This window comes from Chitinophaga sancti, from assembly GCF_034087045.1.
In the GTDB taxonomy this organism is placed as follows: Bacteria; Bacteroidota; Bacteroidia; order Chitinophagales; family Chitinophagaceae; genus Chitinophaga; species Chitinophaga sancti_B.
In genome coordinates, this window is record NZ_CP139247.1 from 4917140 (window position 1) to 4933248 (window position 16109).

Consider the following 16109-nt stretch of genomic DNA (forward strand, 5'->3'; position numbering starts at 1 on the left):
ATAACAACGAACAGCATGAGTGCAAATAATTGTGCCCCGGCACATGAACGCAAAAGATTGAGTTTCCTAGACAGGTATTTAACCCTATGGATTTTCCTGGCTATGGCCGTGGGTGTAGGTTTGGGTTATTTTGTACCATCCGTCCCTGCTTCCATCAATCAAATGTCCAGTGGTACTACTAATATACCATTGGCAATAGGTTTAATCCTGATGATGTACCCACCACTGGCAAAAGTCAGGTATGAGAAAATGGGAGAAGTATTTAATAACACCAAAGTATTAGGAGCCTCCTTATTCCTGAACTGGATTGTAGGGCCTATCCTGATGTTTGTACTGGCTATTGTATTCCTGCATGGCTATCCCGAATATATGATCGGTTTAATCCTGATCGGACTTGCCCGTTGTATTGCAATGGTGATTGTTTGGAATGAGCTGGCAGAAGGTAACCGGGAATACGCTGCCGGCCTGGTAGCTTTAAACAGCATCTTCCAGGTATTACTATACAGCGTATATGCCTATGTATTTATTACTGTACTGCCGCCGTTATTTGGCATGAAAGGGTTAGCTGTAAATATTACCATCGGTGAAATTGCTAAAAGCGTAGCTATCTATTTAGGGATTCCATTTGCAGCAGGTGTAATAAGCCGCTATACTTTGATAAAGATTAAAGGAGAAGAGTGGCTGACTACAAAGTTTATTCCTTTTATTTCGCCTATTACCCTGATCGCATTACTGTTTACGATAGTAGTCATGTTCAGTCTGAAAGGTCAGTTAATAGTGCAGATCCCTATGGATGTGGTACGTATTGCTATACCATTGGTGATCTACTTTGTCGTTATGTTCCTGTTGAGTTTCTTTACAGGCAAAGCGCTGGGGGCAGACTATGCAAAGAATACTTCCATTGCTTTTACTGCCACCGGCAACAATTTTGAGCTGGCTATTGCCGTAGCCATTGGTGTATTTGGCATCAATAGCGGGCAGGCATTTGCAGGGGTGATCGGCCCCTTAGTGGAAGTGCCTGCACTGATTGCATTAGTGAATGTTGCTTTCTGGTTGAGAAAGAAATATTATCTGAATAACCAGGTAGCTTGATAATCATACTATCAAACCAGTTACATCAATGAAATTAACAGTAATCTTCTTAGGCGTTTTTACATTTGCCTTATTGTCTTCTTTTACATTATCTAAAGAAAAAACAATGCAACTCTATCCGGCTATTATCGAGTATATCAAAGTCGCAGAGAAAGGGATAGCGAGTATTCCCGCTGACAGAAAAGAAGCGTTAGATAGCATCGCGGAATACGCAAAACGTAAGTTAAGTGCTGGCAAAGAGGCAAACCTGGTGTTCATTTGTACACATAATTCCCGCAGAAGCCACACCGCTCAATTATGGGCTGCTGCTGCAACTGCTTATTATGGTATAGATGGTGTAAACTGTTTTTCCGGCGGCACAGAGGTTACTGCATTTAATATGAATGCAGTGAAGGCTTTAACGGATGCCGGCTTTAAGATAGAACCAGTAAAGCCCGGTAAAAACACGGTCTTTGAATCAATGTACGGTGAAAACATACCTGCTATTACTTCCTTTTCAAAAAGGTATATGGATGCGCCCAACCCGACTTCCAATTTTGCAGCAATAATGACGTGTTCCCATGCTGATGAATCCTGCCCATTTGTGACAGGTGCTGACGGCAGAATTGCTGTGCCTTATGACGATCCAAAGGCTGCCGATGGTACGCCACAACAGGATGCTGTTTATAAGGAAAGATGCCTGCAAATTGCAACGGAGGTATTATACGTTTTCGCTCAATTGAAGAAAAACTAACCTCTATATAAAAATTATGAAGATTGCATTATTCAGTGATATACACGCCAACCTGCCTGCATTAGAGGCATTTTTTAAAGACGTTGAAACCAAAAAGCCAGACGCCATTTATTGCTTAGGTGATTTGGTTGGGTATAATATCTGGCCTAATGAAGTGATAAATGAAATACGCAAGCGTGGTATTCCCACCATTGCCGGGAACTATGATTTTGGCATTGGCAGAACAAGCAACGATTGCGGCTGTGCTTACAAAACAGATGATGAAAAGGCCAACGGCAGTGTTTCTATCTCTTACACCAACGAAATAGTAAAAGAGGATGAACGGAGGTATCTGCGTACCCTGCCTGCTCATATTAGAGTAGAGTTCCAGTTAAACAATGATAAGCTGAATCTGCTGCTGGTACATGGTAGCCCCCGTAAAATAAACGAATACCTGTTTGAAGACAGGGACGAAAAAAGCATGTTGCGTATCATGGTGGATGCCGATGCAGACATTATGTGTTTTGGGCATACGCATAAACCTTACCACCGCATTTTACCAGCTGTACCGGAGGAAAACCAGCACTACAGACACGCTATTAACATTGGCTCCGTTGGTAAGCCGAAAGACGGTGACCAACGCGGCGGCTATGTATTACTACACATCAACGAAGACAGCAGCATTTTTAATAAAGAGGCCGTACAAGTGGAGTTTGTGCGTTTTGAATATGATGTAGAGAAAGCGGCCAAAGCTGTAGAAGATAGCCCGCTACCGAATGCCTATGCGGAAAGTTTACGGAAAGGTGTATAACTCATTATTATCGAAAGCCCCTCATATGAATAGGGGCTTTCGTCAAAAAAAGCCCCTTTATGACTATTGCGCTGTTTAGTGACATTCACGCCAATCTTCCTGCTTTAACAGCTTTTTTCGAGAGCGTAGACAAGAAAAAGCCGGATGCCATTTATTGCTTAGGCGATCTTGTAGGATACAACATCTGGCCTAATGAAGTTATAGACGCCATCCGCTCCCGTAACATTGCCACCATTGCAGGCAACCATGATCTGAAAGTAAGTAAGTCGTACATGGAAGAAGGAATGACGATTAAAGATCTGGGAAAGAATTACGCTTACGAAATAGTAAGCGATAGTGGCAAGGAGTTCCTGAAAACCCTGCCAGCTCATTTACGCCTGGAGTTTCAGTTGAAAAACAGGGAAATGGTTTTGCTGATGGTACACGGTAGCCCTAAAAGCGTGAATGAATATTTATTGGAGGACATGGAAGAGGAAGCCATTGCCGGACAGTTAAACGATGCAGGGGCAGATATTCTTTGTTTTGGTCATAGCCATAAGCCATATCACCGGGTTGTACCTGTAGAAGCTAAAGAAGGCCTTACTCATTATAAGCACGCTATAAACATTGGTTCCGTAGGTAAGCCGAAAGATGGTGACCCAAGAGGTTGTTATGTGTTGCTGGATATCCATGAGAATAGTAGTGTGCTGTATCCTGAATCTATCCAGGTACAATTTATACGCTTTGACTATGATATTGACGCAGCCGCGCAGGCTGTTGTTGATAGCCCACTGCCGGACGAATTTGCAGAAAAGCTAAGGTTGGCTAAATAGGCATCAAAAAGAGGTCGGTACCAGGTCCGACTTTTTTTATTAACAGGTGTTTTTATTTGCTTGAACCATAGAATGCAACGGGGGAGGGATAGGGCGGCGACAGCTTGCTCAATGATTATGAAATGTTCTTGGCTCATAATCCCTGTAATCAGCGTTTATCTCATCTGCCAGTTCTACCAGTGTTTCAGCGAGGTAGGAGCCGTGGTAATCATTATGATGAAGAAATACTTCAGCTACCCAATAGCCAAGGGTGTCGTCGAACCATACTATCCCTACGAAATGGGGTGCAAGGTAAAGGGCATATTCATGCCGGCCTTTTATCAGCTTTTCTATTTCATAATCAATTTTATAGTTAAATCTGGATATGATGGGTTCATTGGAAAATAAAAGGAAGTTATTGGGTAATTTGAGGGTTGTTTTCATAATATTAAAAATATGTAATGCTACATGAAACCAGGCTGCAGTTTAGCCGCTTCCATTCTTTTAAATTATAACAGTATTTTTTCTACAGTTTCAGCAAGAATTTTTATGGTACCTCCAGTAGAATTCGTTTCGATTATGTAACAATTTATTTTTTTGCTGGCTAAAACTCCTTTTGCTTTTTGATAGAAATTGATAAGATCAGGATCTTCCTGGATAGCTATACCGGCGTTTAAAATGGTTTCATCTGCAATAATGCCGAAGTTTAAAGTGGCCTTAAATAAATATACATCCTTAAATATAATTTTTGATGCAGGTTCATCATACCAGTCAATAGTCATTTCAACTGTATCAACATTTCCTGGATCACTTCTATCAATGAAGATATTCTTTATTATAGAATCATGCCAGGAGCAATTATTAAAATCAAAATTCATAATGTAGTTTATTCATTTGTTTAAACAGCTGACCTTCTCCTGGATTTATTCGTGAAATACAGCCAATGGTTATGATCAGTGTTAACTTAGGAGAGCAGGATCATTTTTCCTCGTAAAAATTCTCATTAAGTAAATATCCTGTACTTCTTCCCCCTGATCCATCATTTATCAGGATATTTCGATCTATTAAGTTTTGTATATCGCGAATGGCGGTATCATGACAGCACCTGGCGATCTTCCCCCATTTGGAAGAGGTAAAATCTTACACAGATTGTTTTTATCGCAATCAAAGCAGATAAATTCTTTCGCTGCATTATCTCTGATTGCATGGTAACCACAGGCGAGCACATGGCAGTTATAACAACAACCGAATGGATGATCTTTTTGTCCTGAAGGATTTGAAAGTACACCAGTTCCTGAAACACTGCACCAATAACAAATTGCGGACATATACTAAATTAAGGTTAAAAATACGCAAGATTGAGTTGTATTCTATTGTTTTTGCCAATGAATTCAATCTTTTTAAGGAATTCCCATTGTAGCTTTCTTTTTCATCGGGTATTTGAGGCTTTTAGTACAAAAACATCCAAATATACAAAAGCTGCTTCTTACTAAGAATTTTACTGTTTCAAAACGCTTATGAACGAACGGTATAGATGTTATAGGTTCAACACTCAGCTATGAAGGTATTGTGTTATTAAAGTACATAGGTACAGGTTATCGGTGGTTTGCGACAGCGTTGATCTTTGTGTGTTTTTTCAGGCATTGCCGTTAAATATTGACAATGTTAATTCTCTGATTCCCTGTCTCCCATAAATACCTCTACATATTTATTTTGGATTTCATCGACTTCTTCTTCGCTCAATTCCTTAAACTCCTTTGATTTGGCTCTTTCGGAAAGCTTGCCATTGCCCTGCTCTAAAAAGCGAACAAGTAACGCGACTGTTTTGTCAGGCATTTCAAAATAGTTATCAAGGTATTGTTTCATGAGATCATATTTTTCCAGGTAGGTTACTTCCTCCGGAATGGTATGCTCGATGGTTTCCTGCACGCAGCTGTAAAGAAATTCAGCCTGTTTGGTAGCGTCAAAGTAGCGATACAGATCAGTGGTATCGTTTAACACTGTTACGTTATTATCCTGGGTTGGTTTCCATTCCACTAAATCTATTCGTTGTTGGGAGAAGCTTTCCAATGCCCGGCGGTATTCATCAAGCCTTTCTAAAATGATAGCGGAAATTGGGAAAATGAAACCTTTACCTACATAGTTTTTATGTAAAAGTAAATGATGAATCAGATAACGATGAATTCGCCCATTGCCATCTACAAATGGATGTATAAATACGAACCCGAAGGAGATGACCGCAGCAGCAATAACAGCATCGAAATTAGGGTCTGTTTCCAGTTTTTGATCTGTCTCTATTAAACCATTCATAAGGGATGGGATATCCTCCCATTTTGCAGAAATATGATCAGGGATGGGTGTACCATGTCTTCTATCATGCTCTCCGATAAAGCCATGTTGCTCTCTCCAACCCATTTTAGTAAATCTTGGATTGTCTATTACTATTTGTTGTAACCGGATCAATTCCTCTTTGGAAATAGGCCTTTGTCCTGCCTGACCAATCGCACGGCCCCATCGTTGTGCACGGTTTTGGGGAGGTGTTTCTCCTTCAATGGCGTAGGATGCTTTTGAATCTTTTAATAAAAGAAATGCAGCCGTTCTGGCCATTACGTCTGGATGGATCTTCCCGATTATTGTTTTTATTTTGGAGGATAAGTCTTGTTGAATGAATTTTTCTAAAGCTGGCGTCTTTCTAACCAGCGGGCAAAAATCTCTTACTCCAGGAAGATTGTTGCGGACACGATGTCTTTTCGATTGCTTAGGTAAGGAGCCATACTGAAGTTTTTCATCAAGTAAGTCTATGTAGTTACTTATTGATAAATCATCCAGGGGTAACCGGTTATCCATTAACCACTCGTATAAAAACCATATCCTTCTACTATATTGACTTGTGGGTTCTTTAGAAACAAGGGAGACTATTTCATTGGGTCCTAACTTCTCAAATAATTTTTTAAAGATAGCCAGGTCGATTCCTTCATATTTAAATGCAAAGGTTAGATGTGCTGAAAGCGTATCTTCGGGTTTGTGACGGGCAGATAAAATCAGCCAGTTTTCTATTTCATATTTTATGCGCTTGTGACTAATTAACGCCAGTCGATCAGGAATTGGTACTTCCAGTTTATAAAATTGAATAAGTGCTCCATATCCTACCAGTAATCCTTCCTCAGGTGCAATTCTACCGTGAAATGAACTTATAATTATCGAAAAGCCGTTATTACTATCCATTTGAAGACGTTTATTTTGACCAAATTACGGAAAAATGATTATTTTTTTGGAAAAGTGATTACGAAACGGGCGTTTTTTGGAAAAGTGATTATTGTTGTTGGCGATTAGTGGGACGATTGCAGGGCTGCCGGTTGCAGTGCCTGCGTTGGTGACACAGATTGCGGGATACCTGGCTGTGGCAGGGACTGTGATGAGTGGAATTAGCCAGGCAAAGGTGGATGGCGGCAATATGGCTAAAAGTAGATGAGATGAATACAGGCGGGTTGTTAGCCGGTTGTTGGTGTGGTGAAGTTCTCTGTGTTTGCAGGGGCCTTTGTTGTATAATGATCTTGAGTTGAACGATGGGGGGAATAAGTATTATTGGAAAAATAAGTATAAGGTTGCTTCCAAAGAGGTTTAAGAAGCTACTTTCATCATTATATGGATTTGGCAGGTCAGACTATACTTTATATCAGTACAATGACAGGTATCACGCTACAGGTATTGATGGTTACTATAGGGTGATTATTTTATTTTCGCTGGCGATAAAGATAGTTATTAAACATACAAATGCCGCTGCTAAATAATTAACAGCGGCAATTTTTTCATCCGTAAAATGATTGACTAATACAATCCTTTAATAAAGAGATATTCTTTTTCTTCTTTCAGTTTTACCTTTGAAATTGCTGCATCTTTCTGTAATAAGAGGATTTTTGTGTAAATGATGATCAGCTGGCGTACTATCGCTCCCAGCAACAGTATTGAAGCTATTACAAAAACTGGCGTGGTCATAAAGAATTATTTAATTGATAAGATAAATTTCGATAATTCGTTCAGATCGTCTTCTGAAAATTTGTCTCCAAAGGCTGGCATCTGTGGAAAATCGGGTCGTTTTTTACCAGGATTTTTGATCCATGCTTTCAGCTTTTCGGGCTGATCATGATAAATACTTACCATCTCCAGCATAGGTGGGCCTACAAGTTTAGCATCTTTCTGATGGCAGGCACTGCAATTGCCTTTAAATAGTGCAGCGCCTTTGGCTACATCGCCAAGTGATGAGTCTATTTCCAGCGTTTCTTCTTCTTCCTGTGGATTGGCCCGGGCTTCGGCAGATAGTTTTTCAAACTCCGCAGTTTTGGCGGCCATCAGTTGTTTGTGAGGCGCAAGTGCATTAGCACGGTATACGTGCCGGCCACTTCCCATAAACAGTACAGTTGTACCCAGGGCGACCACTACTTTGCCAAAATGCCTGTCAATTTTTTCTGCTGGTCCTGTAATTGCCTTCCATATCCAGATCATTGCAGGAATAGCAATAGCAGCGCCTGTCAGGATGATAGCTATAAGATTCCAGCCTATTCCTTTTGAGGGTAATGTCATCAACACCAGCGGGCCTATTAAGAACTGGAAAGCGGAGGCCGCCAATGTCAGTGAATAAGCCTTTTTCTTGATTTCGTATCTGGATAGCTTCGTATAGAAACTTTCAAACGGATAGTTCTTTCTTCCTGTGTACCAGAATAGGAATAATCCAGTTACACCCAATGAGGCGCAGATGAAATGAAGGTAGCGCGGAAACACATTCGGTAATAACAGGGCACTCATAAAACCTTTGATTGTTCCCCACTTTTCAGGAAATAGCATCAGGTTGATGTTTACCAGGAATATTAACGGGATAAACAGGAATATAGCTACTGCGGCAGCGATAATTGAAAGATGCAAAGCTTTATTCTGTGCGAGACTTTTCCATGTGTATTTATGCAGGTAAGTCAGCAGAAATGCGATAGTGACCAATGGGATAATAGATATCCACATCAATCCGGTAAGTGCATTGGCAGAATAAAAGTAAATGCTGTAAAGTGTATTGATACTTAATAATGGGGCTACGCCCAGTACTACGGCCAGACTTTTATTGACGGTGATTGTTTTTGCAATTTCGTTTGCCAGACTATCATAGTCTTTATCCTTTAGACCTTTTATTTCAGCCCATAGTGTCAGGATGGATCCTCCCAGCATGAGATTCACAAATACAATATGTGCCAGAAATGAAATGACAAGTAGTACTACCAATAGCCATTCCGGCAATGGCAAATCCAATGGTATATCTCTTGGTACAGGAGTGGTTGCCTGCAAAAAGTAAAGCATGCCTGCGTTTGATTTTAATGAAATAATTTGTTTAACTATTGGTCTGCAAGTTTTTTCTCCTGCGTTTTTTCTTCCTGTTGTTTTTCCATAACAGTCCTGGCAGCTTCCATATCATTGAGCTTATTAACGGTTACTCCTTCTGTTTGTGCTCCTTCCAATACTTCTTTTGTTTCCTGCACATATTTGATATATGCTACAAGTGCTTTCAGCTCCTGTTTATTACCAGGGAAAGGTGGCATATAGGTACGTGCATTGTGCATAGTTGGAATATAAGCTTCCATTGCGTTTTCGCTCAATGGTTTGCCGAATCCATACATCCGCTCAAATACATAAGTAATAGAATTGACGCCCTGTGTGGTATGGCAGCGGCTGCAAGAGAGCATGAAAACATTACGGCCTGCTTCAATTTTATTATCAGCTGTTACTTCCGGTGTACTGGTATAGGTTGCATATTTGAGGATACCGTCTTTTTTATACAACGGATAGTCTTCTTCTTTAAGCAGATTGCTATACATATAGCCTCCAATGACGTATGGTTTCCGGATGAACTCTCTGACACGTTCAAAAATGCCAAGAAATCCAAAGGAGATGATGCAGGCAACCAGTGCTACCGGAAACCTCATCCACCCTGATTTTAGTAATCCCAGTAATGCCAGCAGCAATACCACTACTATTGCAACGAGTATCACATATTGCAACAGGTTATAGTATTGTGAAAAGTCAATAGTGCCAATGGCCGTACTCATATTTGCCTTCATGGCAGTAGGCATCACCCTATAATAATTAATAGCGCCGGCGAGTGAAAAGGGGGCCCAACAAAGTATCCAGGCAGATGCTGACCGCACAGCTTTTTTCCTCATGTCTGTTCCGGTTGTTGTAAACAGGGTGATCAGCATGAGGCCAAATACCCCACCGATCAGCATAGCTGTAGGTGTACGGAACATTAACTGTGGCAGATAAATCGGGTTTGTAAAACCATTAAGCAGGCTATGATGCGTTTTCCAGTTACCGGGATCCATCATAAAGCTGAGAATGGATACAATAATTGCCATGGTTATCCAGGAAAATATAGATAAGAACCAGCCAAATCTGATGTGCCTGAGTTTGGAAGTCAATGATTTATTTGCATTATTCCAGGTGAGGAAATAAATAACAATCAATATTACTTCTGTTACAAACACCAGCCATTCGGTGAACCATGCCCAGTAGAAAACCCTGATGAGACTACCTATAGATGCAGGACTAACCAGTGCTACAGAGAACCAGATGCCAACGCCGGTCATAGCGCCCAGGGTGGTAGTAATGATGAAGCCAACTTTCATCATTTTGTACACCATTTTATCCCAGTTTGCATCTGTAATTTCTCCGGTATCACTATTTTTTACGCCCTTCTGTTCCAACCATGTCACTAATGGAATGAAACCGACAGCGAGGCCATGATTAATAAGCACATGAATGATGGCAATCATGGCTATCAAAAAACGATCGTTTAGCCAATCGAGATGAAATAATGGGAAATCCATACTAATCTGATATTTATTTCACAAAGTTCGTAATATCATTACATGTCCAGTTCTGATTAAAGGGACGAGTGTATAGATATTGAATACTTTACATTTTCATTTTCAACACTAACGTTTTCAAATTCGTTACTCTGCTTTTTCATGATCATGGCTCTGATAAAAAAGCAAACTAAAAGACATATAAAGAGTAACAGCGCTACACGGTTGATGAAATAGATATATCCTATTGCTTTTTGATTATTGTTATTCATGATTTGAGTGTTTTTGATTTTCTGAAATTTTCCGGTGTGATACCGGTTTCTTTTTTATAAAAGGTGATGAAATAAGATGCACTTTCAAAGCCCAGCTCGTAGGCTATTTCAGCTACAGACTGAGCCGTGTGATGCAATAGTCTGCCAGCTTCTTTTACAATTCTGGATCTGATTATACTACCGCTGGTAGTGTGATAAAATTCATGGCAGAGCTTATTCAGGTAATTGGTTGTAATGTGTAACTGGTCTGCATAAAAGGATGGATGACGATGATGCGCATAGTTGTCCTCAACCAGTTGTTCGAACCGGATGATTTTTATGTGCTTTATGTTTTTTTCTTCCTTTACAGGCAGTTTAAATATTGATCTGTCTAATTCGTGTAAGAGTATATTTAAATAGGATCTTAACAGGTCATGTTTTCCTTCAAATATATTTTCGAATTCGTTTTGTATCTGCATCAAAAGATGATCCCATTTACCTGACTGTTCATGACTGATCCTTGTTGCAATGGATACATGTTGTGTCATGAATGCGAACCTGTGCAACACATTATTATTATACCGTAATGAAAAGAAATGCTCTGTAAAGCACACCATAAAGCCGGTTGCCCTGTTATTTAAATCTAAGCAACAGATACTGTTCGGTTTTGCAAAAATTACTTTTGGCCCTTCTGCATGGATTTTTTCATTATCAATAGTCACCCACCCCGCAGCATCCCATACATAAATTAGCATGTAATAAGATAGCCTGTGCAGGTGCTCCAGAAAAGGATAGTGTAGTAAGAGATAAGGAAGTACGTCTATCCGGAAATCGTTTGTATCCGGGCCAAAAGTAGATAATGAGTAAACCGGGATTGCCTCCCTCATAGTTTATTATTAGTACTTACTGGTGAATAAAAAGGTTAGTTCAGTTGAAACTAACTGATGGGTGGGCGAAGAATAGGGTATTTGATACCGCTTAACAGCGCTGTAGTGATATCGGGAAATTCATTTAAAATAATGGCAACAGGGCATGATTGTGCTGTTATCTCAATATCATGCACCCAAAGTGTGACTGGAGCCTGTTTCAGTTCGACTGTTCTTTTTTCTCTTTCCTGTTCTTTTTCCAGTTGTTTTTCAAGGAAGCAGGCACCTTTACAAATTGGCATCCTGTCAAACCTGTTAATGCAATAATTAGCTGCGATGTAGTCCCGTTCCAGATAAAACAGTCCTACCAGCCAAACATTGGCAGTTGTCTGAATGAACAGAGAGAAGATAAGTAATATGGCTGCAAGCCTTTTCAAATAATATTTATGTTTTTTCTTTTAACAATATATGGATATCCCGGATGAGTCGTCCGGTTTCGGTACTATCAGTGCCATCATATACTCCCCGGATATGCCTGTTTTGGTCAATTAACAAAAAACCGCCGCTGTGGGTAAAGCCTCCAGGTATTGTGCTATCAGGGTATACAGTGGCATAATAGGATGCTGCCAGTTTATAAATAGTATCTGCAGGGGCTGTAACAAAGTGCCATCGTTCAGTTTGCACACCAAGGGATGTGCTATAAGCTTTCAGGCGGGGTATGGTATCGTATTCGGGGTCGATAGTATGTGAGAGGAAGTTGACGTTTCTGTTATCATCAAAGGCGTGATATACTTTTAGCATTTCCTTTGTCATAGTCGGGCAGATAGTAGGGCATGACAGGAAGATAAAATCTGCAACATAAATTTTGTCTGCAAAGGTATTGTTGGTAACCTGGTTACTATCCTGATCAGTAAGTGTAAAGTTTGTAATAACCGGATAGATCGTATCGGTTATTCCTGTGACAGGATTTGTTCTGTAATCAGCATCTCCCAGCATGGGTAGTTTGCCAGGTTGGGTATGGCAGGAGATGAGTCCTGCTGTGATAATAAGTAGTAACGCTGTCAGTATCTGCGTTTTCATACATGTTAATTTAAAGGTATGCTGCTTTTTTTAGCAGCATACCTTTCATCCTTTAAAATCGCACTGCTATACTGGCAGAAATTCTGCGCAGCATTCCGGGAGTAAAGGTGCCGGACCCACCTGTATAGTAGGCCTTGTTGCCAATATTATCTGCAATAATAGCAAATCTGTATCGTGCATGATTGTAGAACAAAGATGCATTGATGATTGTGTAACTATTGAGGTAAAACTGGCCATTGATTGTATTATTAATAATCAGATTGCGGGATGCATAATTACCGCCGGCTCCGATTCCTAATCCGATTGGTAGCTGATAGCTGGCATAGAAGTTCACCATTTTATCAGGACCGGAACTAACAGGGCGTAGTCCTTTGATAGTACTGTCTGCCGATGTCATATTACTATCATTGTAAGCGAAGCCTGCATTGAGAAATAATCCTTTCACCGGTTTTGCCTGCAAATCGATTTCGACACCTTTGCTGTACTGAGAACCTTCCTGTATGCTATAAGTGGGATTAGCCGGATCGGTTCTTACTGTATTGTTTACCTTTATATCATAGTAGCTGACAGTAGCACTTAAAATATCTTTTGCCAGATCGGCCTTAATACCACCTTCCAGTTGGTTTGCGTACTGGGGCTTAAACGTTGACACGGTACCATCAGGTTGTGTGACTGGTGCTACGTTCTGAAATCCATTGGTATAGTTGCCAAATACGGACAGATGATCTTTCAGGATTTCATATACAAATCCAAATTTCGGGGAAAATGATGTTTGTTCATAATTCCCGGAAATAGCCACAGTGGCGGTATTGGTAGTCCCCTTATTGTCATATCGATCTACACGCAAACTAATCATCACATTCAGGCGGTCGGTAATATTGAGCACATCTGAGGCGTAGGCTGCATAGGTATAAATCGAACTGGATGAGTATGTGGGTGTGTAATTATTGAGTTTGGTATTGATTGCTGTGGCGTTAATTGCATTGTATGATGGCATACTGCCGTGGAGGTTAAGTGTATCAAATGATACGCGTCCACTTCTTCCATTGAGTGCATTGGAGGAGAAGTTGGATGTATTCTGGTAGAATTCAAGTCCTGCCACCAGGCGATTGCGCAATTGCCCGATTTTAAAATCTCCAATAAAGTTTTGCTGCACCTGGCGAATGATGTAAGTACTGGTCAGGTATTGGGAGACATTTCTAATTAGCAGGCTATCTCCTTTTGGTAAACTAAAAGTAAGATAGTTGCCGGTATTCTCTGCACGGGTACTGATCAGATTAGTTTGAGAGGTCCATTGGCTGGAAATCTTATAATTAATCTGGCCATAAAAACTAATATTCGGGTCTTTTAAAGTAATGCCATTATTGCTGTAAGACCGTTTATATTCCAATGGCAGTGCTTCAGGTGTAGCTGCCCAGGTTTGTGTGGAACCGGTTTGTTTTGGTCCTGTGGGAATGAACTGAGGCATAGAGGTACTTTCACGGGAATATATTTCTGCATCCAGGAAGAATGTAAGTCTGTCACTTGCTTTATAGGTCAGACTGGGAGCTACAAAAATACCACGAAGGAAGCCAGCATCCTGAAAACTCCCTTCGTAATGATAGGCTGTATTCACACGCATCAGTGCTGTTTTGTCTTTATTGAGCGGGGTATTGATATCTGCGGTAAATCTATTGAGGTCATAGCTACCTCCCTGAAAACCGACTTCTACCATTGTGCTGTCAAAAGGTTTTTTGGTAATTCTGTTCAGCACACCGCCAAATGATACCAGAGAGCTACCAAAGAGTGCACCTGAAGGTCCTTTGATAACAGATAACTGTTCTACATTGGCCATATCCATATCACCGGTCACATATCCTGCTACGCCATTGCGGATATAATTTCTGGTATTAAAGCCTCTGCTAATGTAGTAGGACGATACAGATGCCCATCCTTTGCTGACACCGGGTGCATTCCTTGTAATAATGCTGTTCAGATCGGTAAGGCCCTGTTCACGAATAAGCTGGTTGGAAATGGTGGTAATCACCTGTGGATTTTCCAGGTAACGAAGTGGCAGTCTGGCACTGAAAGAGCTAGCTTTATCTTTGGCGCGTACCAGGTGAGTACCAATAGTGACTTCATTTAGCTGTCTGGTAGATCTGTTTAGCTCGAGAGTTAAAACTAAATTTTTTCCCTGGCTGATGATTATATTTTGTTTGGTGGCAGTATATCCGGCACCCGTAGCCATCAGTGTATAAGTGCCGGTTTGTATTTTATTGATGATAAAAGTTCCTTCTTCATCGGTCACTGCTCTGTAGGAAGTTCCTTCAAGACTGATTACAATATGGGAGAGCGGATCACCAGTATTGGTGGTGATTGATCCCTGGATCGATTGACCCAGTGCTGGTATTGTGAATAAAAAGAGAATTAAAAATTGAATGTATTTCATGTTTGTGCCGTTCGTCTTTATTTTATATACTTCCCTGGATTTTTTAAGAAGTTTTTTTTACATGTTTCTGAGCAGAAGTAATATGTTTTACCTTTGTATTCAGTATTTATTTTTTTATCCACCATCGGCATTCTACAAACCACATCTGATGCAGAAGTATCAAGATTGTTCATATTCATGGGATGGGCATCCCTTTGAAATTTCATACCTGCACCAGGTAAAGGCCATGCTTCTTCGCGATGTGGGTAATATTGCATACCTCTGGCCACCATACTGCTCATTCTATCGCCACTATAACGTTCTACCAGATGAAGTGCACCATCAATTCCGGAGGTGACCCCTGAAGTAGTAATAATATTTCCTTCATCTACATACCTGACCTCTTTTACTAAAGTAAGGTTAGGAAATGTTTCACCGAAATCGTCTGCCACGAAGAAATGGGTAGTAGCTTTATGATGATCCAGAATACCGGCTGCTCCCAGCAGGTAAGCTCCAGTGCATACAGACATTGTTACTGCCACGCTATCTTTGTATTGCCTGATAAATGAGCACATGGCACTATCTTCCCGGAGAGAATCGATTACTTTCATACCTGCTCCTGGAATCACCAGCACATCTGGTTTGGGCATATTGCTTATCTGATAATCGGGTTGTATACCTATATGACCATCTGTAAATACCATTCCTGGTTTAAATGCGACTGTATACACCTGGTACTGGCCCCTGGTCACACTCCCAGCCTTAATAAAAACATCAGCAGGTCCGGCAAAGTCCTGTAATTCCATTCCATCGTAAGCTAATACGGCCACTTTTATAACAGGTTTTTCTGCGGGGATATTTTGTGCAAAAACAGCTCCTGTCCCCCAGATCAGGGAGATAAATACAAAAAGTTGTCTCATTATAGATTATTAAAAGTTAGATGTGGTCCTGTACATTCTCAAACAGTTTGATATGTACATATTTCTCATAGTATTTTATAACCATGATTCTGAAATATATTCTGATTACCAGCGCCAATACCACTGCTAACATGACAATAGCAGCCCAAAGACTACCTTGTTCAGAGACCAATAATTTTCCGTAATTGTAGACGCAATATAAAAGTGAAACTGCGGCTGCCAGGCGGAAAAGCTGTCTGAATTCCGGGTATAAATAGCTGGGCCTGATGCGGGTAAAAACCGCATTGAACAAATTTTTCATAATCTATCGTTAGGTGATGCAAAAGACAAGCTC

At 40.5% G+C, this 16109-nt stretch carries 17 protein-coding genes; 5 read left to right on the forward strand and 12 right to left on the reverse strand.

Going from position 1 to position 16109, the window contains the following annotated elements; genetic code table 11:
* The first annotated feature begins 15 nt into the window (after positions 1–15).
* Genes arsB through SIO70_RS20085 form a run of 4 tightly spaced genes read left to right on the forward strand, consistent with a single transcriptional unit; the run spans position 16 to position 3427 of the window.
* Positions 16–1092: an ACR3 family arsenite efflux transporter gene (arsB, locus tag SIO70_RS20070; RefSeq protein ID WP_320573694.1), complete on the forward strand. Its 1077-nt coding sequence runs from the start codon at positions 16–18 to the stop codon at positions 1090–1092.
* Between the two features lie 28 nt (positions 1093–1120).
* Positions 1121–1825 carry a protein-tyrosine-phosphatase gene (locus SIO70_RS20075; RefSeq protein WP_320573696.1) on the forward strand — a complete coding sequence of 235 codons (705 nt, stop codon included), beginning with the start codon at positions 1121–1123 and terminating at the stop codon, positions 1823–1825.
* A 16-nt stretch (positions 1826–1841) separates the two neighbouring features.
* Positions 1842–2615 carry a metallophosphoesterase gene (locus SIO70_RS20080; protein WP_320573698.1) on the forward strand — a complete coding sequence of 258 codons (774 nt, stop codon included), beginning with the start codon at positions 1842–1844 and terminating at the stop codon, positions 2613–2615.
* A gap of 59 nt (positions 2616–2674) precedes the next feature.
* Positions 2675–3427 (forward strand): metallophosphoesterase family protein, encoded by a 753-nt coding sequence (locus tag SIO70_RS20085; protein ID WP_320573700.1) that lies wholly within the window; start codon positions 2675–2677, stop codon positions 3425–3427.
* Between the two features lie 108 nt (positions 3428–3535).
* Here SIO70_RS20085 and SIO70_RS20090 read toward each other — a convergent pair whose 3' ends face one another.
* The 3 genes from SIO70_RS20090 to SIO70_RS20100 form a co-directional block, all read right to left on the reverse strand.
* The gene (locus tag SIO70_RS20090) at positions 3536–3850 is read right to left on the reverse strand and encodes a hypothetical protein (RefSeq protein WP_320573702.1); all 315 of its coding nucleotides are present in this window, start codon (positions 3848–3850) and stop codon (positions 3536–3538) included.
* Positions 3851–3915: 65 nt separating this feature from the next.
* Positions 3916–4284 carry a hypothetical protein gene (locus SIO70_RS20095; RefSeq protein ID WP_320573704.1) on the reverse strand — a complete coding sequence of 123 codons (369 nt, stop codon included), beginning with the start codon at positions 4282–4284 and terminating at the stop codon, positions 3916–3918.
* A gap of 787 nt (positions 4285–5071) precedes the next feature.
* Complete coding sequence (locus SIO70_RS20100; protein WP_320573706.1) at positions 5072–6631, reverse strand: Fic family protein; 1560 nt, start codon at positions 6629–6631, stop codon at positions 5072–5074.
* 94 nt (positions 6632–6725) lie between these two features.
* Here SIO70_RS20100 and SIO70_RS20105 point away from each other — a divergent pair, with 94 nt between their 5' ends.
* Positions 6726–6878, forward strand: coding sequence for a hypothetical protein (locus SIO70_RS20105; protein WP_320573708.1), 153 nt, complete (start codon positions 6726–6728; stop codon positions 6876–6878).
* A 356-nt stretch (positions 6879–7234) separates the two neighbouring features.
* On the opposite strand, the gene SIO70_RS20110 is transcribed toward SIO70_RS20105, so the two are convergent.
* The 9 genes from SIO70_RS20110 to SIO70_RS20150 all read right to left on the reverse strand — a co-directional run bounded on the left by SIO70_RS20110 (position 7235) and on the right by SIO70_RS20150 (position 16076).
* Entirely contained in the window at positions 7235–7402 is a 168-nt protein-coding gene (locus SIO70_RS20110; protein WP_320573710.1) for a hypothetical protein, read from the reverse strand.
* Positions 7403–7408: 6 nt separating this feature from the next.
* Positions 7409–8749, reverse strand: coding sequence for a cytochrome c (locus tag SIO70_RS20115; RefSeq protein WP_320573711.1), 1341 nt, complete (start codon positions 8747–8749; stop codon positions 7409–7411).
* Positions 8750–8784: 35 nt separating this feature from the next.
* Complete coding sequence (locus SIO70_RS20120) at positions 8785–10272, reverse strand: c-type cytochrome (protein WP_320573713.1); 1488 nt, start codon at positions 10270–10272, stop codon at positions 8785–8787.
* A 247-nt stretch (positions 10273–10519) separates the two neighbouring features.
* Positions 10520–11389, reverse strand: a complete 870-nt coding sequence (locus tag SIO70_RS20125; RefSeq protein ID WP_320573715.1) for a helix-turn-helix domain-containing protein — start codon at positions 11387–11389, stop codon at positions 10520–10522.
* A 50-nt stretch (positions 11390–11439) separates the two neighbouring features.
* Positions 11440–11805, reverse strand: a complete 366-nt coding sequence (locus SIO70_RS20130; RefSeq protein WP_320573718.1) for a hypothetical protein — start codon at positions 11803–11805, stop codon at positions 11440–11442.
* Positions 11806–11812: 7 nt separating this feature from the next.
* Positions 11813–12448 (reverse strand): SCO family protein, encoded by a 636-nt coding sequence (locus SIO70_RS20135; protein WP_320573720.1) that lies wholly within the window; start codon positions 12446–12448, stop codon positions 11813–11815.
* Positions 12449–12500: 52 nt separating this feature from the next.
* Positions 12501–14876 (reverse strand): TonB-dependent receptor, encoded by a 2376-nt coding sequence (locus tag SIO70_RS20140; protein ID WP_320573723.1) that lies wholly within the window; start codon positions 14874–14876, stop codon positions 12501–12503.
* A 17-nt stretch (positions 14877–14893) separates the two neighbouring features.
* On the reverse strand, positions 14894–15775 hold the full coding sequence (locus tag SIO70_RS20145) for a DJ-1/PfpI family protein (RefSeq protein ID WP_320573725.1): 882 nt from the start codon (positions 15773–15775) through the stop codon (positions 14894–14896).
* 16 nt (positions 15776–15791) lie between these two features.
* Positions 15792–16076 (reverse strand): hypothetical protein, encoded by a 285-nt coding sequence (locus SIO70_RS20150; RefSeq protein ID WP_320573727.1) that lies wholly within the window; start codon positions 16074–16076, stop codon positions 15792–15794.
* Between the last annotated feature and the right edge of the window lie 33 nt (positions 16077–16109).